At 71.3% G+C, this 22,855-nt stretch carries 19 protein-coding genes; 13 read left to right on the forward strand and 6 right to left on the reverse strand.

From position 1 onward, the window contains the following. Positions 1 to 198: 198 nt before the first annotated feature. The 9 genes from G5T42_RS02785 (at position 199) to G5T42_RS02825 (ending at position 10,329) form a co-directional block, all read left to right on the forward strand. Positions 199 to 1,128 carry a hypothetical protein gene (locus tag G5T42_RS02785; RefSeq protein WP_165125128.1) on the forward strand — a complete coding sequence of 310 codons (930 nt, stop codon included), beginning with the start codon at positions 199 to 201 and terminating at the stop codon, positions 1,126 to 1,128. After that, positions 1,125 to 2,150, forward strand: a complete 1,026-nt coding sequence (locus G5T42_RS02790) for a GDP-mannose--glycolipid 4-beta-D-mannosyltransferase (protein ID WP_165125130.1) — start codon at positions 1,125 to 1,127, stop codon at positions 2,148 to 2,150. Before G5T42_RS02785 ends, G5T42_RS02790 begins: the two co-directional genes overlap by 4 nt. Position 2,151: 1 nt before the next feature. Beyond that, the gene (locus G5T42_RS02795; protein ID WP_165125132.1) at positions 2,152 to 3,021 is read left to right on the forward strand and encodes an alpha/beta hydrolase; all 870 of its coding nucleotides are present in this window, start codon (positions 2,152 to 2,154) and stop codon (positions 3,019 to 3,021) included. Between the two features lie 156 nt (positions 3,022 to 3,177). Further along, positions 3,178 to 4,539 carry a polysaccharide biosynthesis tyrosine autokinase gene (locus tag G5T42_RS02800; RefSeq protein ID WP_165125135.1) on the forward strand — a complete coding sequence of 454 codons (1,362 nt, stop codon included), beginning with the start codon at positions 3,178 to 3,180 and terminating at the stop codon, positions 4,537 to 4,539. Between the two features lie 19 nt (positions 4,540 to 4,558). Next, on the forward strand, positions 4,559 to 5,635 hold the full coding sequence (locus tag G5T42_RS02805; RefSeq protein WP_165125138.1) for a glycosyltransferase: 1,077 nt from the start codon (positions 4,559 to 4,561) through the stop codon (positions 5,633 to 5,635). Beyond that, positions 5,632 to 6,711 carry a polysaccharide pyruvyl transferase family protein gene (locus G5T42_RS02810; protein WP_165125141.1) on the forward strand — a complete coding sequence of 360 codons (1,080 nt, stop codon included), beginning with the start codon at positions 5,632 to 5,634 and terminating at the stop codon, positions 6,709 to 6,711. The genes G5T42_RS02805 and G5T42_RS02810 overlap by 4 nt, the downstream gene beginning before the upstream one ends. Continuing rightward, positions 6,708 to 7,682 carry a glycosyltransferase gene (locus tag G5T42_RS02815; RefSeq protein WP_165125144.1) on the forward strand — a complete coding sequence of 325 codons (975 nt, stop codon included), beginning with the start codon at positions 6,708 to 6,710 and terminating at the stop codon, positions 7,680 to 7,682. The genes G5T42_RS02810 and G5T42_RS02815 overlap by 4 nt, the downstream gene beginning before the upstream one ends. A gap of 144 nt (positions 7,683 to 7,826) precedes the next feature. Continuing rightward, positions 7,827 to 8,957 (forward strand): glycosyltransferase, encoded by a 1,131-nt coding sequence (locus tag G5T42_RS02820; RefSeq protein WP_165125147.1) that lies wholly within the window; start codon positions 7,827 to 7,829, stop codon positions 8,955 to 8,957. 28 nt (positions 8,958 to 8,985) lie between these two features. Continuing rightward, complete coding sequence (locus G5T42_RS02825) at positions 8,986 to 10,329, forward strand: cellulase family glycosylhydrolase (RefSeq protein ID WP_165125151.1); 1,344 nt, start codon at positions 8,986 to 8,988, stop codon at positions 10,327 to 10,329. Here G5T42_RS02825 and G5T42_RS02830 read toward each other — a convergent pair. Then, positions 10,313 to 11,548, reverse strand: a complete 1,236-nt coding sequence (locus tag G5T42_RS02830) for an Ig-like domain-containing protein (RefSeq protein WP_165125154.1) — start codon at positions 11,546 to 11,548, stop codon at positions 10,313 to 10,315. The two genes, G5T42_RS02825 and G5T42_RS02830, sit on opposite strands and share 17 nt — an antisense overlap. A gap of 496 nt (positions 11,549 to 12,044) precedes the next feature. Between G5T42_RS02830 and G5T42_RS02835 the strand changes: the two genes are divergently transcribed. Genes G5T42_RS02835 through G5T42_RS02850 form a run of 4 tightly spaced genes read left to right on the forward strand, consistent with a single transcriptional unit; the run spans position 12,045 to position 16,410 of the window. Then, a complete protein-coding gene (locus tag G5T42_RS02835) occupies positions 12,045 to 12,848 on the forward strand; it encodes a glycosyltransferase (protein ID WP_165125157.1) in 804 nt (267 codons plus the stop codon). Positions 12,849 to 12,887: 39 nt separating this feature from the next. Next, complete coding sequence (locus G5T42_RS02840) at positions 12,888 to 14,015, forward strand: hypothetical protein (RefSeq protein WP_165125161.1); 1,128 nt, start codon at positions 12,888 to 12,890, stop codon at positions 14,013 to 14,015. Continuing rightward, the gene (locus G5T42_RS02845; RefSeq protein ID WP_165125163.1) at positions 14,012 to 15,085 is read left to right on the forward strand and encodes a glycosyltransferase family 4 protein; all 1,074 of its coding nucleotides are present in this window, start codon (positions 14,012 to 14,014) and stop codon (positions 15,083 to 15,085) included. The genes G5T42_RS02840 and G5T42_RS02845 overlap by 4 nt, the downstream gene beginning before the upstream one ends. Then, positions 15,082 to 16,410, forward strand: coding sequence for a UDP-glucose/GDP-mannose dehydrogenase family protein (locus G5T42_RS02850; protein WP_165125166.1), 1,329 nt, complete (start codon positions 15,082 to 15,084; stop codon positions 16,408 to 16,410). The genes G5T42_RS02845 and G5T42_RS02850 overlap by 4 nt, the downstream gene beginning before the upstream one ends. A gap of 90 nt (positions 16,411 to 16,500) precedes the next feature. Here G5T42_RS02850 and G5T42_RS02855 read toward each other — a convergent pair whose 3' ends face one another. The 5 genes from G5T42_RS02855 to G5T42_RS02875 are packed head-to-tail and all read right to left on the reverse strand — an operon-like array spanning position 16,501 to position 22,789. After that, positions 16,501 to 17,919, reverse strand: a complete 1,419-nt coding sequence (locus G5T42_RS02855; protein ID WP_165125168.1) for a Coenzyme F420 hydrogenase/dehydrogenase, beta subunit C-terminal domain — start codon at positions 17,917 to 17,919, stop codon at positions 16,501 to 16,503. After that, the gene (locus tag G5T42_RS02860) at positions 17,916 to 18,917 is read right to left on the reverse strand and encodes an acyltransferase family protein (RefSeq protein WP_165125170.1); all 1,002 of its coding nucleotides are present in this window, start codon (positions 18,915 to 18,917) and stop codon (positions 17,916 to 17,918) included. The genes G5T42_RS02855 and G5T42_RS02860 overlap by 4 nt, the downstream gene beginning before the upstream one ends. Next, the gene (locus G5T42_RS02865; protein WP_165125172.1) at positions 18,914 to 20,002 is read right to left on the reverse strand and encodes an acyltransferase family protein; all 1,089 of its coding nucleotides are present in this window, start codon (positions 20,000 to 20,002) and stop codon (positions 18,914 to 18,916) included. The genes G5T42_RS02860 and G5T42_RS02865 overlap by 4 nt, the downstream gene beginning before the upstream one ends. Next, positions 19,995 to 21,275 carry a polysaccharide pyruvyl transferase family protein gene (locus tag G5T42_RS02870; protein WP_165125175.1) on the reverse strand — a complete coding sequence of 427 codons (1,281 nt, stop codon included), beginning with the start codon at positions 21,273 to 21,275 and terminating at the stop codon, positions 19,995 to 19,997. Before G5T42_RS02870 ends, G5T42_RS02865 begins: the two co-directional genes overlap by 8 nt. After that, positions 21,272 to 22,789 carry a lipopolysaccharide biosynthesis protein gene (locus G5T42_RS02875; RefSeq protein ID WP_165125178.1) on the reverse strand — a complete coding sequence of 506 codons (1,518 nt, stop codon included), beginning with the start codon at positions 22,787 to 22,789 and terminating at the stop codon, positions 21,272 to 21,274. Before G5T42_RS02875 ends, G5T42_RS02870 begins: the two co-directional genes overlap by 4 nt. Positions 22,790 to 22,855 lie beyond the last annotated feature (66 nt).

Here is a 22,855-nt window from a genome sequence, read left to right on the forward strand (position 1 = left end):
GCCCCCCAGCATCGGATCAAGCAAGTCCCATGATGGACAACGAATCCGCTCGTTGGGTTACCCCTCTGTTACGGATTCATAGCCGTTTCGGTAATCCGCCGGTCGCCTTGCGCCGGATGACGGCGTGTGACCGATCGGCGGTGCACCGTTCACACCCGGGAAACAGTCTCGTCACGAAGCGCGGATACCGTGACTGCGATGCCGAGAACCACACCAGGCTCAGCGGAGCGCGAAGACGGCCCCCTGATCGCAGCACCAGCAGACCCCCGCGCCACCACCGGGCTCACCCGTCGTGGATGGGTCCTCGCGATCGCCGCGATCGCGATCCTCGCCCTCGTGGCCGGGACGCTGGCCCTCCTGGCCGTCGTGCAGCTGGCCGACGTGCCGGCCGCCGCTCTGACGCCGGCCGAGTCCGAGCCGATCCCGTCGGCTCCGCCGGCCCCCGAAGCGGTGACGACGGCCGAGCTCGACGGGCAGGCGGTGTGGCTCGCCAAGCCCGCAACGGCTCCGGTCGGTGTCGCCGTGCTCTTCCCCGGGGCTGCGGACGATCCCGCGTCCCTTCTGAAGACGGCGACCGCGCAGGATCTTCTTGCGGCGGGCTGGGCGGTCTCGACCGGCGGATTCCACGGCCCGAGCTGGGGCTCGCCCTCGTCGAGCAAGGACGTCGCAGCGCTCCGCGGGTGGCTCGGCGAGCAGCTCGGCACCCTTCCCGTGCTCTACGTCGCATCAGAGATGGGCGGCTCGACGAGTCTCGCCTCGATGATCCGCTCCCCCGAGCTGCCGGTCGCGTGCTGGTACGGCGCGGCGACGGTGACCGATCTCGCGACGACGGCCACCGCCGTGCCCGTCGTCGGCGAGCAGCTCGTCTCGGCGTGGGGCGGGGTCCCCGATGCCGACCAGACGGTCCTCGCCAACATCTCCGCGGCACCCACCACCACGAGCTATCGGGTGGTGGTGCCAGGACCGGGCGCCGAGGACCTGCGGATGCAGGACGCCGAGACCCTCGTGTCCGCTCTCGAGCAGTCCGGACATCAGGTGTCGCAGGCGACCGCTGCCGGCCCCCTTGCCACGACGTCGGAGATCGACGCCGCCGACGTGACCGCGATGGCGGAAGGATGCCTCGGATGACCACCACGACGACCACCCGCGAACACGTGCGCGTGCTGCACTCCCTCGCCCCGCCGGACGGCACCACGAAGTTCGTCGACCAGATGACCGAGGGCGCGCCGGCGGATGTCGACGTCGCGTACTTCTCGTGGAAGCGTGCGCTCAAAGGCGACTACGACGTGCTGCACCTGCACTGGCCGGAGTTCCTGCTGCGCGGCCGCACCGCGCGCGTGCGCCTCGGCAAGCGCCAGGCGATGCGGGCGACGCTCGCCCTCGCGCGGCTGCGCCGCGTGCCCATCGTCCGCACGGTGCACAACCTGCATCCGCACGAGGAGGGCTCGCGGGCCGAGCAGAAGCTGCTCGCGACCGTCGACCGGCGGACGGATGTCTTCATCCGCCTGAACCCGACGACCGAGCTCGAGCCGTGGATGTCGGGCGTCACGATCCTGCACGGCCACTACCGCGACCGCTTCGCGCACTACGCCGGGGCCGAACGGGAGCCCGGACTCGTCCTCTATTTCGGCATCATCCGTCCCTACAAGAACGTCGAGAAGCTCATCGAGGTGTTCGGCGAGCGCGAGCGTCCGGGGCAGCGCCTGCGGGTTGTGGGATCGCCGTCCGCCGACCTTGGCGAGCGGATCCTCGCCCTCGCCGCAGCGAACGACTCCGTCTCGACCAACCTCAGCTTCGTCGAGGACGCGCAGCTCGTCCGCGAGATCGGGGCCGCGACGCTCGTCGTGCTGCCCTACGCCGAGATGCACAACTCGGGTGCGGCGCTGGTCGCCCTGTCGCTCGATCGGCCGATCCTCGTGCCGCGCACCCCCTCCAACACCGCCCTCGCGGAGGAAGCCGGAGCCGAGTGGGTCATGCAGTACGACGGCGACCTCACCGACGCGATCCTCACCGCTGCCGCGGCCGCCGCGGAGCGGATCCCTGCCGGCGCACGCCCGCGCCTCGAGGGCCGCGACTGGGACGAAGTCGGGCGCCGGCACCGTGACGTCTACCGGAGCGCCCTCGCGAAGCGGCGCGGGAAGGGTCAGTGAGGTGCGGCGGCGGCTGATCGCGGCATCCGTCCTCTCCCTCGCCACCCTCGTCCTCTCGGCGTGCGGGGCCGAGCAGCCCGCGCCGAGCGCGACGGGGAACCCCGACGTGAGGGTCGAGCGCTCGATCGACTACCGGACCATCGAGGGCGACACCCTGCAGCTCGACGCGTGCCTTCCGGCGGAGGGCGGCACGGACCTGCCGTCGGTCGTGCTCGTTCACGGCGGCGCGTTCCAGGAGGGGGACCGCTCGAACATGAGCGGCGTCTGCGAGTCGATCGCCGCGCAGGGCTGGGCGGCGTTCGCGGTGGACTACCGGCTGATCCCGGACAGCTACCCGGCGCAGGTCGATGACGTCGGCGCCGCCGTCGAGTGGCTGCGCGACCCTGCGCAGGCCGAGCGGTTCGGAATCTCGCCCGACGGCCTCGCGCTCCTCGGCAGCTCGGCGGGCGGCATCATCGCGCTGAGCACCGCCGCACGGCTCGGCGCCGCCGGCGAGGGCGTCGACTCCGTCGTCACGCTCTCGGCCGCCGGAGACCTCACCTCCGACGCCCTCCGCCTCGGCACCCCGGACCCGGCGCTCGAGAAGGTCGTTCTCGGCTACCTCGGCTGCAAGACGGTGGAGGACTGCCCCGACGCGGTCGCGGCATCCCCGCGGTACAACGTGGGCACCCTCCCGCCGACACTCCTCGTGCATGGCTCGAAGGAGCTCATCCCCGTCGCGCAGGCGAAGGCCCTGCATCAGGCGATGACGGATGCCGGCATCCCGGCGGACCTCCAGATCGAGGACGGCGACCACCACGGCCTGCAGCTGCTCACGCCGGCGGTGGCGGCATCCGTCTTCCGCTTTCTCGAAGACAACTCGTCACCGTAACGTCACAGACTGCTCATCGGTGGCAACACGTTCGCAACATTGCGTCGGTAGCGTCCAGAGTGTTCGGCTCGCAACGGGGTGCAGCACCTTCCGTTCGCGGGCGGGCGCATCCGGATACCGGCGGCCGAGCATGGCACCAACGGAACGGATGAAGAGATGAGCCCCACGACCCTTGTCCGTGCACTCAAGAAGTGGTGGTGGGCGGTCGTCGTTCTCACCCTCGTCGGCGCCGCAGGCGGTGCCGGAGTGTCGCTGCTCATGACGCCCGAGTACCAGGCGACGAACCGCATCCTCGTGGCGTTCGACGCCAGCGCGGGTGCCGGCCCAGCCGAGCTCGTGCAGGCGAACAACTTCGCGCTCCAGAAGGTCTACTCCTACGTCGAGGTCGTCGAGTCGCCGCGCGTGCTCGACGAGGTCATCGACGAGCTGGGCCTCGACACCACCGCCGACGAGCTCGCGCGCCAGATCGACGTCACGGTGCCGACGAACAGCGTCATCATGCGCATCAGCGCGACGGCACCGAGCCCGCAGGACGCCGTGACGCTCTCGAACGCCGTCGTCGACGCCTTCAGCGACGTCGTCGTGCAGATCGAGACGCCCTCGACGGGCGGAACGGCACCCGTCCGCATCGAGTCGCTCGCCGCCGCGAGCCTGCCGGAGGAGCCGTCGTCGCCGAACCTCCTCGTCAACATCGCTCTCGGCGCGTTCGCGGGCTTCGCGATCGGCATCATCTGGATCGCGATCGCGGCGACGCGCGAGCGCCGCGTCTTCACGGGAGCGGATGTCGCATCCGGCGATGTCGCCGTGCGCACGCTCGGCACGGTGCCCGCGACGAGCGGGCCGGCCGATCTCGCGGTGCTCGCCGACAAGCCGCTCAGCCGGGCCGCCGAGTCGTACCGCACGATCGCCGCGACGCTCGGCCGCACGCCCGGCGCGAAGGTCGGCGTCACCGCCGTGGCCGCCGTCACGCCCCGCGACGCCTCGTCGGCGCTCGCCTCGAACCTCGCCCTGGCGATGAGCGAGTACGGCGCGCGGATCCTCTTGATCGACGCCAACCTCCGCTCGGGCGCGATCTCGACCTCGCTCGGGCTGACCGGGCCGGGCCTCGTGGACTGCCTCACCGGTGCCGCGACGCCCGTCGACGCGATCCAAACCGTCAACGGCATCGACGTCCTGCCCTCGGGTACGACGACCGAGAGCCCCGCAGAGCTCATCGCGAGCGGCAGCTTCGACGGCATCATCTCGGGCCTCCGCCGCTCGTACGACATCATCGTCGTCGACGCCCCGCCCGTCCTGCCGCTGAGCGACTCGCTGTTCGCCGCCTCGGCCGCCGACACGACCGTGCTGGCCGTCTCGGCCGGCAGCGTGACGGTGACGCAGCTTCGCACGGTGAGCGACACGCTCTCTGCGATCCACGCGCAGGTAGCGGGTGTCGTCATCCTCGACGCGCCCCTCACGGGCGTGGACGCGGATGTCGCGACCGCGACGTTCCGCGATCTCAAGCCCTCCAAGGCCTGAGGGGCGGAGAACCCCCTCGATGAGGATCCTTCTGGTCACCCCCTCGCTCGGCGCGGATCCGGCGGCCCGGGTATGGGCCGCCTGGCTCGCCGACCGCGGCCACGGCGTTTTCGTCGCTGCGGTCGATGCCGGAGGCGTCGAGCTCCCCGCACCGGTCGGACGCCTGACGCTCCCGGCCGGGCGGGCGGCCGACCGGGCGCTGGGCGCCGGGGTAGAGGCATCCAGGCCTGATGTGGTGCTGGCTCTCGGCGGCGAGGCGGGGGCACGGGCCGTGCAGGCCGCCGCCAGCATCCCGGTGGTCATCCGCGAGGATCGGCTCACCGGCGGCGACAGCCGGTCGATCCGGAACCGCGTGCGCCGCTCCCGGACGATCAAGGCGTACCGCGGCGCCGCGCGGGTCGCGGCCGTGTCGCACGCCGTCGCCGCCGAGCTCGTCAGCGCGTACGGGGTCGCCGGGTCCCGCGTGGTCGTCGTGCCGAACCCTGTCGCCCTGGCGGCGCCGGACCGGCCCGCGGCGGAGGCTCCTCCGCCGGCCGATACCGCAGCTGCCGCAGGCGACCCGCTGGCCCTCCTCGTCCCCGAGGCGGACCGCACCCATGCGGAGCTCGTGCTGGACGCCGCCGCGGCCCTGCGCGCACAGGGGGTCGACACGCGCGTCGTGACCTACGAGCGCCGGGACGGACGCGCTCCGGCCCTGGGTGCGCGCACCTCCGCCGTCCCGTTCGAGGCCCGCCCGTGGTCCGACGCCTGGCTCGCCGAGGCACCGCCCGGAGCGGTCGTCGTGCTCCCTGCGTCGACCGCCGGCTTCGCCGATTCCCTCGTCTCGGCGGCGGCCTCCGGCATCCCGAGCGTCGCGGTCTCGCACGCCTTCGGCGTGGCCGACGCCGTCGTTCCCGGGCGAAGCGGTCAGCTCGCCTTCACGGCGACGCCTCACTCCCTCGCGCAGGCCGTGCTCGCCGCACGGGGGATGCCTCGCCCCCGTGCCGACGGCTGGACGGCCCGGTTCTCGCCCGACGAGAGCGGTCGCCTGCTCCTCGCGACGCTCCACCGCGCCGCCTCCCCTCACAGCCCGCAGAACGGAAGGAGCCGACGATGAGGATTCTCGCATCGGCCGTCGGACAGTACGACAACGTCGGCGACACCGTGCTGCGGCGCGGCTTCCTCGATCACCTCCGGACGATCGCGCCCCTTCGCGTCTACATCGGCGACAAGACCGACGACTACGTGAGCGGCCTCGGGCTGCAGCCGGGCGACATCCCCGTTCGGGACTCGAGGGAGTGGCGCAGCGAGGTGTCGAAGGAGCTCCTCTCCGGCGGCTTCTACGCCTTCGACACCGGCGAGACCGAGGTCGAGCGGGCCTTCGCGAAGCGCTACCTCAAGCTCGCTCCGCTCCTTGCCGTCAACCGCCTGCGCGGCGGCACGGCGGTGCAGCTCGGCGTGGGGGTGCGGGCGTCGACGCCGTGGCGGCGCCCCATCGGCACGGTCCTCCGGATGTGCGACATGGTCTCGTGGCGAGACGAGAAGTCGCGCGACATGATGGGCTTCGGCGCCGTCACGCCCGACTGGGCCTTCGCGCTCGGCTCCCCCGACGACTTCCTCCGCGACCCCGACCACCCGCGGCCGCGTCTGGCGATCGCGTTCCGGCAGGGCCTCAGCCACATGGCGCGGGACAAGCCGAGCGACGAATGGGTTGCCACCGTGCGGCGGACGGCCGACCGCCTGGGGCTGGAGCCCATCGTCGTGGCGCAGATCGAACGCGACGGCCCCCTCGCGATCGAGCTCGCCGACCGACTCGGGTGCGAGGCGCTGCCGTGGCTCGACGACAACCACGCCCGGCAGGAGGAGCGGCTCCGCGCCGCCTACCGGGAGAGCGCGCTCGTCCTCAGCGACCGGCTGCACGCCGTCGTCATCGCGGCGACGGAGGGGGCGGTGCCGATCGCGCTTCAGACCGGCCCGATGGACAAGGTGACCCGCACCCTCGAGGGCGCGGGCATCCGTCGCACCAGCGTCCCGCGCGAGCTGCCCGACGAGGCGGCGGTCCAGGTCACCCTCGACGACGCGCTCGCGCGCCGCCCCGAGATCATGGAGGCCGTCGTCGCGGCGCGCACCGAGCTCGGCCGGGTCACCGACCAGCTGCGCGCCAAGGTGCGCGCGAAGGGGAAGATCGCATGACCGCCGAGAACCCGACCGTCAGCGTCATCGTCCCCGCGTACCGGGCGGCCGCCTATCTGCGCGCGGGGATTCCTCGGCTCGAGGAGCAGGACTTCCGGGACTTCGAGGTCGTGATCGTCGAGGACGGCTCCGGCGACGACACGGCCGAGGCCGCGCGGGAGCTCGCCGAGCGCCTGCCCCGCGTGCAGGCCGTCGTGCTCGAGGAGAACGGCGGTGTCGCCCGGGCACGCCAGCGTGCGGTCGCCGAGAGCCGCGGCGAATACCTCTGGTTCATCGATGCCGACGACGGCTGGCCGGCGTCGGCGCTGACGACGCTCGTCGAAGCCGCTCGGCGCTCCGAGGCCGATGTCGTCGTGGCGAGCGCGCTGTTCGTCTACCAGGGCGGTGCGACGCGCCCGCTCCCCTCACCGGAGAGCGCGCCCGTCGAGGGGCGTGAGGCCTTCCGCATGCTCCTACGAGGCGAGATCACGGGCCACCTGTGGAACAAGCTCTTCCGCCGGGACGTGATGGCGCAGGCGAGCTTCGCGCCCGCCCGCGTGCAGTCGGACCTCGTCATGGTCGCCGACGCGCTCGCCCACGCCGGCCGCGTCTCCTTCACTCCGCAGACGGTGTACGAGTACCGGCTGCGGGCGGGGTCGATCATCACCTCTACCTCGAAGCGCGCCGAGTCGCTCGCGATCATCGACGACGCCGTGGCTGCCGACGCCCACCGCCTGGGCCTGGACGACAGCGACGACTACCGGTACTTCCGCGCCCGCTACATCCAGCTGTCGGGCATCAAGGACGCGTTGTTCGCGTCGTATGACGATACGGAGCGGCGTCGGCACCTCCGCCATCGCAGAAGGTCGCTGTCGATCGGCGACGTCGTGCTCTTCGCGCGCCGACGCGACGCTCGCCGATTCGCCCTCGCCGCGACCGCGAAGGCGTCGCTCGCCGCCCATCGGGCCCTGCTCCGGGCAGCCGATCGATGACCCGCCGGGTCGTCGAGGCACGTGGCGATCGCATGTTCGTCGCGCAACGGGGGGACGCGGCATCCCCTCGACCTCTATGCTCGGAATCGGACCCGACCACCGAGCACCACCGTTCATGAAACGCAACGCCCAGGAGGTCGGTCCATGCTCCCCCGAACCGGGACCCGCATCGCATTCGTCGTGAGCTCCCTGCACGGCGGCGGAGCGGAGGCCGTCGGCATCGCCTGGATGAACTGGTTCGCGGAGGCGGGCTACGACGTCAGCGCCGTCATGGTGTCGGACAAGCCCGAGTCCGATCTGGTCGACCCGCGCATCACGGTGCACCGCGATGCGGCGACGGGCAATCACGCGGCGAAGGTCCGCGCCGTGCGCCGCCTCGTCCGGACGCACCGCTACGACGCCCTCGTCGCACTGCAGACCTATCCGAACCTGCTGGCGATCGCGGCGGCGGGCCGTAGGGCGAGGGCGACCGCCCGCACGGGCCCCCGGTCGTCCCGCCCCGCCGTCGTCGTGACCGAGCACAACCTCATCAGCCTGGGGCTGCCGGGCTCGTCGATGTCGCACCGCGCAAAGATCTGGCTCGCGAAGCGCTGGTACCGGCGCGCCGACGTCGTGACCTCCGCGTCGCACCCGGTCGGCGCCGAGATGGCCGCCGCCTTCGGCGTCCCGTCGTCCCGGAGCCTCGTCGTGCCGAACCCCGCGATGGCCAAGGTCGGGCACCGCACACCGGTCCGGCGCACTCCCGGCACGGACCGGGGCATCCAGCTCGTCCTGGCCTGCCGGCTCGTTCCGCAGAAGAGTCCCCACCTCGCCCTCGCCACGGCCCAGGCGCTCGAACGGCGCGGCATCCCGACCGAGGTCGTCTCGTTCGGCGGTGGCCCGCTGCAGGGCGACCTCGAGAAGCTCGCCGACGAGCTCGGCGTGCGCTTCACCCCTCACGGGTGGGTCGAGGACTGGTTCGACCACTTCGACGACAACTCCGTCGTCATCCTGCCCTCGCACCGCGAGGGGCTCGGGAACGTCCTCATCGAGGCCGCGGCGCGCGGCGTGCCGGCGGTCGCGGTGTCGACGGCTCTCGGGGTGGCGGACGCCGTCATCCCCGGGGTCACGGGCGAGCTCGCCCTCGACGACGACCCCGAATCGATCGCCGACGCCGTGGAGCGGGCCGCGCACCTCAGGATCGAGGGGATCGACGCATGGCTGGACAGGTTCACGGCGGAGGTCAGCGGATCACTCCTCGAAGAAGCGGTGAGGTACGCCCATGCGCGCACATGACGAACAGCGATCGCCCCGGCACGCGGCCGTGAACAGGACCACGACCCGTCCAGGACACCGGGCAGCCGCTCTCGCGACGCTGGCAGCCGGGTGCGCCGCTCTGCTCGTGGCCTGCGCGTGGTGGGCGGGGATCACGACGAGCCCGCCTTCGGCGCTCGGCAAGGACCGGGCCGGCGTCGTGCCGGCCGCCGTCAGCGACCCTTCCGGCGGCAACTTCGTCGGCACGAGGACGACGAACACGGCACTCCGGTTCGGCGACGGCAGCTACCTCAACGACCTCAAGTACCTGCGCGGCGTCAACATCTACAGCCTGATCTTCGCCGGCAAGCAGTCCGACCTCTCGGTGCTCGGCGAGCCGCAGGCGTCGTACACCTACCTCGCCTCCCGCGGGGTGAAGATCGTGCGCCTCGCCGTGCCGTGGCAGCGCCTCCAGGAGATCCCCGAGGGCGGCGACGCCCTCGCCGGGCTCGCGCAGCCGATCAGTCAGGCCTACCTCGAGGTCGTCGCCGAGCAGGTGCGGCGTGCGTCGGCCGCCGGCATCCGCACCGTCATCGACCTGCACAACGGCTGCACGTACCCCTGGGGCGCAGGCGACTACGTCTCGGGGAGCCTCCGCTGCGGCTCGGGAATCACGCAGACCCACGTCCGCACGCTCTGGCGTGCGATCGCGACCAAGTTCAAGTACGACGAGCGTGTCGCCGGGTTCGACATCTTCAACGAGCCGCGCTGGTCCGTCGGCGTGGACGCCTACAAGCTCTACGCCCAGGTGGCCGTCGACGCGATCCGCTCGACGGGCGACACGCACACGATCTGGGTCGAGGGGATGCTGAGCGAGGAGCGCGGCCGTATCGCGACGATCGCCCCGGAGGGACCCTGGATCGTCGACCGGCTCGGCAAGATCATGTATTCGGAGCACTTCTACGACAACGAGAACGGCGACGTGTACGACTCGAGCGTCGACCACTCGAAGGTGCTCTCGCAGCTCAAGGCGTTCGGCGACTGGTGCCGCAAGTGGGGTGTGCGCTGCTCGGTCGGCGAGGTGGGCTGGCCGTCGGGTGGGACGGACGGCGCACAGTCGCTGACGTCGGCGACCCAGTGGAACGCGCTCTTCGAGAAGTTCTACGACCTCGCCGACTACTACGCCATGGACGTCACCTATTTCGCCGCCAGCTCGTCGACGAAGACCGGAACGCTCCTCGCCTATGTCAGCACGGCGCCGGGCATCCCCCTCGAAGAGAGGCATCGACAAGGCGCTCTCGCAGAGCAAGATCATCGAGGCGCATCGCTCGGTCCCGCAGTAGCCCGGCTGAGGAGAAGCCCCGGCGTCCGCGGACGCCGGGGCTTCTCCGTGCGGATCAGTTGGCGACGGTGAGCGTGATCGGCGCGCTGACACCGATGTTGCCCGCGGCATCCGTCGCCCGTGCCGTGATGCTGTACGTGCCGTTGGGCGTGCGCGAGGACTTCGTCCAGATCGTCGAGCTCCATTCGGTCGCCGATGTCTGCACGAGGTCCAGCATCTTGGTGCTCCCGGCATAGATCGCCACCCCCGTGACGGCGACGTCGTCGGTCGCGGTGACCTTGATCGTCGTGTACCCCTTCACGGTGGAGCCGTTCGCGGGAGCCGTGATGGTCGCCTTCGGCGCGACGGAGTCGCCCGAGGGCGGCGGAATCGCAGGGGACCAGCGGTCGATCATGTCGACGAAGTCCGGGGTCGCGAAGCCCGGGGTCGCGTGGCCGTTGGAGTGCGCGCGAAGCGTGGCGTCCGCCGCAACCGGCTGCGCGAGCGCGAGCAGTGCGAGCCCGTGCTCGTCGGGCGGCACAACCGTGTCGGTGTAGCTCGGCTGGGAGACGACGATGCGCATCTTGCTGCTGGTCCACGCGGACTGCGGGTGCCGGGCGGGGTTCGCGGCGTCGATCGCAGCGGGGTCGTCGCCGAACGCCGCGACGACCGAGTCCTTGCCCGATCCGCCGCCGTCGTAGAAGGCCCGGAGGTCGTAGGCGGAGTTGACGTTGTACATCCCGTCGATCGCCGGGATGAGACGTGCCGCGTAGGTCTCGGTCGCGAGCGCGCCGCCCCCTGACGTCGAGCGCAGGACGTTGCTCCGGATGTTGAAGAGCCCCGCCATGTACGAGTACCCGGCGAGCTGGAGGGCCACCGCGATCGGATGCGAGTACAGCGTGCCGCCGGCGGTCTGGCAGATCGCGATGCCGCCGCGGTCGACGACCGCTGCGGCGGACTGCTTGAACCCGCCGTCGAGCGCGTTGTGGTCGCTTCCCGAGCCGTGATAGAACCACACCACCTGGACGGGGTCGGCAGAGTATGGCTTGCGCGACTGGGGCACATGGATGCGGGCGACGTCGCCGTTGATCCGGACGCAGATGTTGTCGAAGACCGTCCCGGCCGCCGTCAGCTGATTGCCCTTGCGGAAGTACTCCCCCGGAAGCGTCGGCGTGGGCGCCGCGAACGCGGGCGCCGCGAACACCGGCGCGAGCACGGCTCCCCCGATTCCGCCGGCGGCGAGCGCGATGAAGCCCCGCCGCGAGAGACCCCGCCCCTCTGTGCCCGGATCGCTGTTCCTCTGGTCGTTCACATGCGCCTCATCCCCATGATGCGATCGTCGACCGATCGCGGTGTCTCAGCCCCCGCGGTGCTCGTTCAACGCGAAAGACACGGATCGGTCACGCTCCGCTCCTCCATCCTCCGCACCCGGACATCACGTCGTGTGAACGCGGGATGAAGAGTCGTTACGGGCGAGTAAAGGGTTCGCGATAAGCCCTCGACCGCGCCGTGCAGCGGGCTAGCCTCGCACCACGGGCACTCGCCAAGGACGTGTCGATGCCAGACACCCGGCGCGAGATGTTCCCTCTTCGCGCCCGACGCGAGGAGACGCAGCATGGCATCGGGCAATCCTTCCGCCGCGCTCATCGAGCCGATCGCCCCCGCAGGAGCCAAGGCGCTCCTTGTGTGCTCGACCGGCGGCCACCTGTCGGAGCTCGTGCGGCTCGAGGCCCGCATGGGCATCAACCCCGACAGTCTGTGGGTGACCTTCGACACTCCGCAGAGCAGGCAGATGCTCGAGGGGCGGCGTGTGCACTTCCTCCCCTACATCGGCCCCCCGCGACCTCAAGGGAACCCTCTCCGCGGCGCCCGCCATCCGCCGTCTCCTCAAGGCCGAGCGCTTCGACGCGGCTGTGAGCACGGGCGCCGCGATCGCGGCATCCGCTCTTCCCATCGCCGCATGGTCGGGCGTGCCCGCCACCTACGTCGAGAGCGTGTGCCGACTTCGCGGGCCATCGGCGACGGGCCGGATCCTGCAGCGGATGCCGGGGGTCTCCCTCCGAACTCCGCACCCGGTGTGGGCGGGCGGGCGGTGGACGGCGTGCGAGAGCATCCTGTCCGACTTCCGCAGCGCCGAGATCGCGTACCCCGAGCGGCCTGCGAAGCTCTTCGTGACGCTCGGCACGATCCAGGGCTACCGCTTCGACTCGATCGTCGACGCCCTGCTCGCCAGCGGCTACGCCAACGACGACACGGTCTGGCAGCTCGGCGACACGACCCGCACCGACGCGCTGCCGGGCGAGGTGTTCTCGTACCTCTCGCCGTCGGAATTCAGCGCCGCAGCCCGCGAGGCGGACGTCGTCGTGACCCACGCCGGGGTCGGGACGCTCCTCGAGCTGCTGAGCATGGGGGCCTATCCCGTGCTGGCCGTCCGGCGCGCTTCGCGCAAGGAGCACGTGGACGACCACCAGACCGAGATCGCCGACCTCGTGAACGCGAACGACATCGGCATCGCCGTGGAGGGTCCGCAGCTCACCGCGCAGGTCATCGAGCACGCGGCATCGCGCCGGATCATCGACGGATTCCGCACCGAGGTGACGGCGCAGCAGTGACGGCGGCCGCGACAGCGGCGGCCTGACGACGGGAGTCGAGTGGAACAGCAACGAGAGATCTTCGCCGTCGGGCGCGGACAGTACGAGAACATCGGCGACATCATCCTGCGGCGGCCGCTCCTGGACTGGGCGCGGGAGGCCGGGCGCCTCCACGTCTATGTGGGCGAGTCGCCGGACGGCTACGACGAGGGCCTCGGCCTGCGACCCGAGGACCGGGTCTACCGCTCGTTCGCGCAGTGGTACGCGGCCCTCGTGAAGGCCGCCGTCGCGGGCAATGCGCACTCGATCTACAAGCCCGGCGAGGTGCAGCTCACCGTCGTGGGCATGAAGGAGCACGTCGCGATGCTCCCGGCCGCCACGCTCGTCCGGCTGCGCGGCGGCAAGGTGGCCCGGATCGGGGTCGGCTCGCGCAACTTCGCGCCGCTCCCCCGGGCGATCATGTGGCCCTCCAACGCCCTGTCGAGCTACACGCGGTGGCGCGACGACCGCACGGCGGCGTATCTCGGCTTCGGCCCGGCGATGCCCGACCTGGGCTTCTCCGACGGCATGGGCGAGGCGGAGCTCGAGGCATCCATCGGCCCCGACGCCCCGGTCCGGGACCTGCTCGTCCCTGTCGCTGCGCGACGACACGGAGGTCGCACCGCGCCCCTACCCCGACCACGCCTGGTTCGAGGGGATGAAGGATGCCGCGGAGCAGCTGGGTCTCACGCTCTGCGTCGTCACGCAGGTCTCGGTCGACGAGGAGCGGTCGCGCCGGCTCGCCGCCGATCTCGACGCCGAGCTCGTGGGGTGGGACCGCCTCGGCGACCACGCCGCGCAGGAGGAGCGCCTGCGGGGGTGTACCGGCGGACGGCCGTCGCGGCCAGCGACCGCCTGCACGTCATCATCGGCGCATTCACCGAGGGCGCGGCCCCCGTGGGGCTGCAGCTCGACGACTCCGACAAGATCGCCCGCCACTTCTCGACGATCGGCATCGAGGGGGTGGCGGTCAACACGACGGGCTTGACGAGTGCGCAGATCTCCGACCGCGTCCTCGCGATCGCGGGCCGCCGAGCCGAGCAGATCGAGCAGCTGCTGATCGCCCGCGAGCGGCTGAGCGAGGTCAGGTCCGACCTGCAGCGGCTCCTCGGGCCCGTCCGCGCCGAGGCGACGGCGGGCGTCTCGTGACCCGCACCCGCGTGTACCACGTCGGCCGGGCCGGCGACATCCCCGGCGGCATGACGCAGGTGGTCAACGCCTACCTGGCGTGGCCGTTCGACGACGTCACGGTGGATGTCATCGAGTCCCGCGGCGACCCCGGAGACCATCTCACGGCGGTGCGGCGCTTCACGCTGTCCCTCGCGCAGGTGCGGGCCATCGCCAAGCGCGGAGAGGATGCCGTGCTCGTCGTGCACCTGTCCGAGCGGGGATCGTTCGTCCGGGAGGGTGCGATCGCACGGTACGCCGCACGCCTGGGCCTCCCCGTCATCGCCCACCTCCACGGCAGCGAGTTCGCCGCCTACGAGGAGTCGAACCCCGAGTCGGTGGACCGCGTGCTCAACGCCTGCGTCAAGGTGATCACACTCTCGGAGGAGTCGAGCGGGATCAGCGCCCGTCACGTCGGCGCCGAGCGCGTCGAGCTCGTGCCGAACGCGATCCCGACGGGTGACGGCGAGACCAAGGACCGCACGGTCGTCTTCGGCGGCGTCGTCTCTCACCGCAAGGGCATCGACGTCCTCCAGGCGGCGTGGCGCGAGGTCTCGGACGCCTTTCCGGAGTGGACCCTGCTCGTCGCGGGACCCCTCCGCGACGCCGACCTCGTCGACGACGCCCTCCCGCGCGCGCGATTCCTCGGCAGCCTCGGCCACGCAGATCTCATGGAGCTGCTCGAGCACGCGTCGGTCGCGGTGCTGCCGTCGCGGGACGAGGCCATGCCCATGTTCATCCTCGAATCGATGGCTCGCCGGGCGTGCGTCGTGTCGACGACGGTCGGGGGCATCCCCGCCGTCCTCGGCGACGATCACGGCGAGCTCACTCCCCCGGGAGACGTCGACGCCCTCGTCGCAGCGCTGCGCCGGACCCTCGGCGACGATGCGCACCGGACACGACTCGCGGCACGCGGCTACGACCGCTTCCGAACCGGGTACTCGGCCGAGGCCGTCTTCCCGCGGGTGGAGCGCATCTGGCTGGACGCCGCAGGAACGGCACGCAGCGCACCTCTGCGCGTCGGCACCACCTCCGGAAAGGGAACCGAATGAAGCTCTCCGTCATCGGCTGCGGGTACCTGGGGGCCGTGCACGCGGCAGCCATGGCATCCATCGGGCACGACGTCGTCGGCATCGACGTCGACCAGCGCAAGGTCGATGCGCTCGCGCAGGGGATCGCGCCGTTCTTCGAGCCCGGGCTTCCGGAGCTCCTCAAGGACGGCGTCGCCTCGGGCCGCCTGCGGTTCACGACCGACATGTGCGCCGCGGCGGATGCGACCGTCCACTTCATCGGGGTGGGCACGCCGCAGCAGAAGGATGGGTACGCGGCCGATCTCACCTACGTCGATGCGGCGGTCGACGCCCTTCTCCCCTTCCTCAAGCCCGGCGATGTCGTCGCGGGCAAGTCGACCGTGCCGGTCGGCACGGCGGCGCGCCTCGCCGAGCGTGTGACGCCGACGGGGGCGACCCTCGTGTGGAACCCCGAGTTCCTCCGGGAGGGTTGGGCCGTCAAGGACACGATCGAGCCCGACCGGCTCGTCGCGGGCGTGCCGACCGACGGCACCGGCCGGGCCGACGCCGACGGCGAGCGCGCGGCCGACGTCCTGCGCGAGGTGTACCACACGGCCGTCGCGACGAACACGCCGTTCATCGTGACGGACCTCGCGACGGCCGAGCTCGTGAAGGTCGCCGCGAACGCCTTCCTCGCCACGAAGATCTCGTTCATCAACGCCATGGCGGAGATCGCCGAGGTGACCGGCGCCGACGTCACGCAGCTCGCCGACGCCATCGGCCACGACGTGCGGATCGGCCGGCGCTTCCTCGGCGCCGGGATCGGCTTCGGCGGCGGCTGTCTCCCCAAGGACATCCGCGCCTTCTCGGCCCGGGCCGAGGAGCTCGGCCGCGGCGAGTCGGTGTCGTTCCTGCGCGAGGTCGACGCGATCAATCTGCGTCGCCGGGACCGTGCCGTCGACCTCGTCGTCGACGCGCTCGGCGGGTCGGTGTTCGAGAAGCGCATCACGGTGCTCGGCGCGGCCTTCAAGCCGCACAGCGACGACATCCGCGACTCGCCGGCGCTCGATGTGGCCGTGCGGCTGCGGGGGCTCGGGGCATCCGTCGTCGTCACCGATCCCGAGGCGATCCCGAACGCGAAGGCCAAGCATCCGCAGCTCACCTACGTCGAGGACCGCGACGAGGCCCTGACGGATGCGGACGCGGTCGTGCTCGTGACGGAGTGGGACGAGTACCGGCGCCAGCTCTCACCGGAGCACGCGTCGTCGCTCACGAAGGGCCGAATCGTCGTGGACGGACGCAACGGACTGGATGCCGCGGCCTGGCGCGCCGCGGGCTGGTCGTACTACGGGATGGGCCGCCCCTAGCGACCCGGCAGCGGAGCGGGCAACGCACGCGCAGAGGCCCCGGGACCACGGTCCCGGGGCCTCTCCATGCGCGCGGGGCTTCGCCGCGGATCAGCGCCGGCGCAGGCGCTTCATCAGCCGCGAGAACCGGCTGCCCCGCGAGACGCGGTCGTACTTCTTCAGCAGTGGCCGCATGCGGCGGAGGAAGACCTCGAGCGACCCCCGGGCCCGGGCGTCGGCGAAGGCCTCGTGGCTCACGTCGGAGATGTGCCGGCGCAGGCGGATGACCGCCACGCGCTGCGGGTCGATGCCGTCGAGCGACGCAGGCACCCGCTTGACCGGCACCGACAGCCCGGCCGCGACGTCGTCGTGCAGCCGCACCGAGAGGCCGACCCGGCGGTGGCGGAAGTTGCCGCCCTGCGTCGCGGCCACCTGATCGGCGGTGAGCGGCGTCGACCAGACGGCCGACGCGTCGGCGATGATCTCGTCGATGTCGGGATGCCTGCTGACGACGACGTTCGTACCCTGCCAGTCCATCTTGAACTCGGGCAGCCAGCCGTCGCCGAAGGCCACGTCCGCGGTCTCGGCGAAGATGTCGTCGCAGTAGTTGCAGGCGTTCACCTGGAACATCGCATGGCCCCAGTTTCCGCCCACGAGGTCGTGGGTATGGGCCGTCCTCCGCTCGCCGTCATGCGCGGTCGCGGCGACGTCGTAGTGGCTCGAGGGGCGGTCCGGCACCTTGACGCGGAAGTCGACCGATTCGAGGTCGTCGGGGGCGACTCCCGCCTGCCACGCGAGCGCCTCGGCGAACGCCTGCGACTTCAAGTGGCCGCACACGAGGCCGAGGAAGTAGGCGAACTGGGCGCCGAGCTCGGCATCCGTCTCCGAGAGCAGCCGCGCCGCCCGGAGGAAGCAGGGCACCCCGATGACGGCGTAGCGGCGTCCGTCGCCCCGGACGGCGGAGACGATCTCGGCCATCGTCGAGGCGTAGTACATCGACTTGCGCTGCGATGCGAACTCCTCGGCCGTGTCGGACGCCGAAAAGGAGAAGAGCGGCCCGTCGTCGGTGTGCGACGGCGACACGTGCAGGATCGCGTCGACCTTGCCGCGGCGCAGCAGCTCCTCGGCGACCCAGCTCGTGAGGCCGCCCGAGCTCGAGCCGAGGAGGCGCTCGAAGTCGGTGACGCGCCCAGCGGTGAGCGTCGAGTAGTACCCGATGCGCGGGTCGTGCTTCAGCCCCGCGAACCTGTCGTTCGCGATCGCGTCCTCGTTCCGGGACTCGTCCGAGAACGGGCAGACCCGGCTGCCGGCGCGGAGCGCCTCGGCCGGCGCCTCCGAGGCATCCGCCTCATACGACCGGCGCCGTCCGAGCGTGATCTTGATGGCGCCGCCCGTCGCGACCGAGCATGCGCCGCAGCCGACGCACATCCCTCGCGAGATGACGTCCTCGATCGTGTGAGCGCGCGTGGCCGGGATGGCGACGACGGATGCCTCGCCCTCCGGCCGCATGCGGAGGTCTTCTGTCGTCATGAGACGGGTTCCCTTCGGGACTCGAGCGCCCGGGCCCATGGCCGGGGCAGGTTGAACACGCCGCCGACCGGCCCGAGCCAGCGGTACAGCACGAGCGGCACGCCGACGCCGAACGCCGTGAAGACGACCGCCGCGACGACGGGCGGGACGATCCCGACCGGGATGAGCGGCACGACCGCGGCGAGCAGCATCGCGTGGGCGACGTAGACGGCGATCGTCCGCTGCCCGATGTAGCGGAACGGCGCGGCCAGCCAGCCGACCTTCGCGATCATCGCGGCGATCACGAGGCACGCGGCGACGCACACGACCGAGAGGCCGATGCGTCCCACCCCGCGCCCGATGCCCGGGATGAACGAGAACCCCGCCATGGCCGCCGGCACGACGACGATCGCGACGACGAGGAGAGGGATGTTCGCCCGCGCCGCGACGGCCCGCCACACGTCGGGGAGCCGCGCGCCGAGGAGGAAGAAGAAGAGGTACATCGCGACGGACCGCCACACGGTGTTGCCCGCGGTCGGCACGACGTCCATCGCCGCCGCCACCGCGAGGATCCCGGCGGCGACGAGCGGGATCCACGCAGGCCACCGGACCGTGAGCTTGCCCACCACGAGGTAGACGATGAGCGCGAAGAGGAACCACAGCCCGTTCGTGGGCCACGCAGGGGAGAGAGCGAGCGCGATCCAGGGGTGGACGTCGCTGAGCGGCCACGGGATGACGGTGAACCAGACGGCGCGGATCAGCATCCAGAGGAAGTACATGTACAGCAGGAGCGCGAGCCGCGACGCGAACAGGCCGCGCCAGGTCCGCCGGATCGCGTTCGCCCCGAAGATCCCCGCCACGAGGAAGAAGAGCGGCATCCGCACGGCCGTGAGGTACAGATTGAGGGTGTCGAGCCAGGCGTTGTGCCAGCCGTAGACATCCATCAGCTGCAGGGCATGGGCGAGCACGACGAGGATCATCGCGCCGCCCCTGGCGACGTCCGCCCACGCGAGCCTCATGACGTCTCGACCTTCTGGCCCCGGCGGGTCCGGCGCCCCGTGAACGGGTAGACGAAGAGCCACGACACGCGCGTGAGGTAGCGGGTGATGAGGATCGACACGACGATGACGATCGCGGTGAGCACCCCGATGAGCATGAGGCCGCGGCCCGGCAGCTCGTCGAGCGCGGGGAGGAACGTCAGCGGCGCGACCACGAGCGCGATCACGAACACGTGGACGAGGTAGATGTTGAGCGTCCGCAGCCCGACGTAGACGACCCACTTGAGGAAGACCAGGTGCACGAGGTAGTACGCGAGCGCGAAGCCCGTCGCGATCGCGAGGAGCTGCCCGACGAACGCGGTGCCGGGGATGCGGTGCAGCACAGGCACGAGGGTCACGAGGCCCGCGAACGCGACGAAGCCCGCCGTGACGGCCGCGGCCTTCCACGGACGCATCCCGTCGACGGCGGCGAAGATCCGGCGGTTGAAGTACGCCCCGAGCGTGAAGAAGATCAGGTACTCCGTCATGCGGTTGATGCCGACGTTGCGCGCGTCGAGGATGCCCGACGACGACAGCACCGACAGCACGAGTGCGATGCTCAGGAGAACCCACGGCGGCGCCTTGCGGAACAGCCACAGCACGAGGGTGAAGACGAAGAGCGCGTAGATGAACCAGTACGAGCTGATCGGCCAGATGAGGATCCCGAGGAGCGCGAGAGGGTCGGATGCCGTGGTCCCAGCGCCGTCCGAGCGGACGTTGGGTGCGACGAGGTAGAAGACGAAGCGGATCACCGACCAGAGCACGTACAGATAGAGGTACTGGCGCAGGCGCCGCTTCCACACGTCCGCGAACGACCACGTGCCGACGCGGTTGTGGAACACCCCGGTGATGAGGAAGAAGGCGGGCATCGGGAAGAGCTCCAGCACGACCTTGACGCGTCCGATGCCCGCCGCGTCGAACCCGATCGACGTGAGGAACAGTGTCGTGTGGTACGCGACGATGAGGATGATCGCCGTCCCCTTGACGAAGTCCACCCACTCCCGCTTGCCGACGTCGGTGCGGAGGAACAGCCGCGTCCCGCGTCCGGTGATCTCATTGCTACCCATCTCGGCCTCCCAGTCCGAAGATTCCGGCTTCGTGCGCAGCGCTCGGCCGGCCGGCGATCCGGTCGACGTTCGCCGACGCGAGGAACCGGGCCCGATCGGCGCCCGCGCTGACGCGGGTCCGCGAGTCCGGGTCGTCGAGGACGGCCCCACCGACCTCGACGATCGTCTGCGCCATGCCGGCTCCCGGCGCGACGCACAGTTCGGGCCAATCGAAGAGCCGCACGAGCCCCTCGACCTTGCCCTGAGTGGCGAGGGTGATCGCCGGCGTGCCCTGCGACAACGACATGATCGCGAGGTGCATGCGGCCGGTGATCGTGAGGGACGCGCGCGCGCCCAGGGCGCGGATCGTCGAAGGGCTCAGCACCTCCTCGACGAGCCTCACGCCCTCGCCCCCCACCGCCTCGTAGACGGCTCGGCACGCGGTGAGGTCGTCGGCCGTGCTGCGCAGGACGTGCGGGAGAAGGACGACGTGGATGCCCCGTCCCCGCAGGAACGAGATCACCTCGACGTACTCCGGCACCTGGTCGACCTTGCGTGCGATGAGTCCGCTCGCATTGACGAGCGCGATCGGCCCGCCGACCCCGGCGAGGACGCGGTCGGCGCCCGCGTCGTCGAGCCGGTCGTCGGTGAAGACGATGTCGGCCGTCTCGACGACGCCTTCGACACCGGCGTCCCGCACGCGTGCGGCCGAGGCCGGATCGCGCAGCAGCAGCCGTGCGCCCGCCGCGCCCGCGGCGCGGAGCGCCTCGAGCGCCGGACGCGGAGCGGCCGCGTTCCAGCTGAACCCCAGCACCGATGTGTCGATGCCCGCGTTCGCGCACGCGGCAGCGATGCCCGAGCGGCGCAGCGAGCTGCGGAGCACGTAGACGCCGTCCATGATGTCGGCGCCGACGATCGACACGGTCGCGGCCTCGCTCACGAGCGAGCCGAGGTGCCGCAGGTCGACGCGGTGCTCATCCCCGTTCCCGTAGAAGAGGGCGGGGAGCGCCTCGATCCGGGCATGCTGCGCGAGGTCGTCGGGCAGGACGAAGTCGGCCTCGCCGCGGGTCACGACGACGGTCGGCCGGTCGGCCGAGGCGAGGAACGCCTCGACCATGGCCTGGTCGCCGATGTTGCCGGCTCCGGGAGGGGCGATGAGCACGTGCGTCTCCGAGCCGCCCGGCGTGATGGCGGCGGCGAGCTCGCGCCGGACCTGTCGCGCCGTCCACCCCGTGCGGTCGACGACATCGCGGCGGAGCTGCGAGAGCCGGCGAGTGATCTTGCGGACGTTCATGCGGGGTCCTCCAGCGTGTCGGTGGCGTCGGCCGCGGCGGCCGGGCGGGAGCGGGCGAGCAGCCGCCGCGCCGCGATGATCGAGGCGATGTCGCGGCGGAAAGGCGGGAAGGCCAGGACGGTGACCGCGAGCGCCGCGAGGAACGTCAGCAGACCCACGCCGATGCGGAGGAACGGCGATGCCTCGGGCAGGAGGAGCGTCGAGGCGTACGACGCGGCTGCCGCGAGCCCGTACACGATCAGCGTCCGCAGACCGTTGAGGAAGAGGCGGAGGAGCGGCGCGGTGGAGCGGCGCCGGAGCCACAGCAGCCCGATGGGCCAGAGGAGCGCCGTCGAGGCGAGGTACATCGCGGCGACGCCCTCGGTCCCCCACAGAGCGCCGAGGATGATGAGACCGATGACGAACGGCCGGGTCCAGATCGTGTACCAGAGGTACGGCGTCGTGAGCCCCTGCGACAGGAACACCCAGTAGGACGCGAAGGCCGCCGCCTGGAAGAATCCCGCGATCGCGAGGATCTGGAAGAGCGGGACGGTGGGCGCCCACTGGGGTCCGAGCGCCACGGCGATGACATCGGTGGCCTGCGCGACCGAGAAGCCGAGGACGAGGCTGACGATGTTGAGGAGCACGGTCTGGCCGAAGCTGATGAACTCGCCGTACCGCTTGGGCTGGTCCTGCAGCCGTGAGAGCGTCGGCAGCGCGACCCGGGTGGAGGGGGCGTTGATCTGGTTGAGCGGCAGCAGCATGAGCTGGAACGCGCGGTTGTAGTAGCCGAGCGACTGCGCGCCGAAGGCGCGACCGATCACGATGGAGTCGACGTTGCGGCTCGCGTAGTTGAGCACCTGCGCGCCGACGAGTCCTCCACCGAAGGCGAGGAGCGGCTTCATCTGCTCGCCCCGGCGCGGGAGCCCCGGCCACCAGCCGCCCATGATCGGAAGCGCGACGGCCTGGAAGAAGACCTGCAGCACCTGCTGCGCGACGATCGCCCAGTAGCCCCACCCGAGCGCTGCGAGCGAGAGCGCGATGACGAGCGACAGGGCCTGCGCCGCGATCTCGATCGTGGCGAGGGCGCCGAACCGGAAGCTGCGATTGAGATCGGCGCGGAACTGCGTCGCGAAGCCGTTGAGGAAGAAGGTCGACGAGAGCACGATCGTGACGAGCACAAGCCGGTCGTCGCCGTAGAAGTCGGCGATCGGGTGCGCCAGCGCGATGACGACGACCGTCAGCGCGGCCCCGATCCCGACGTTGATCCAGAAGAGGTTCGCCCGCTGGCCGGCCGTCAGGGTCTTGGCCTGGATGGCCGCGCTCGAGAGGCCGAAGTCGCGGAGGATCTCGCCCACGCCGATGATCGCGAGCACCATCGCGGTGACGCCGTAGTCCGTCGGCGACAGCATCCGCGCGAGCAGCACGATGCCGAGCAGCTGGATCGTGATCCGGATGACCTGGCCGCCGAACGTCACCACCGCGCCTCGGCTCGCGGTGCGCCCGAGGCTCGGCGGTCGCTGGACGGCCGTCACGGGGCATCCTCCCTCGAGGGGCGGTCTGCACGCACGAAAGCACTCACAGCGGTCCTTCCTGTCGGT

Origin of the sequence: Microbacterium sp. 4R-513, from assembly GCF_011046485.1 — a bacterium.
Classification (GTDB): domain Bacteria; phylum Actinomycetota; class Actinomycetes; order Actinomycetales; family Microbacteriaceae; genus Microbacterium.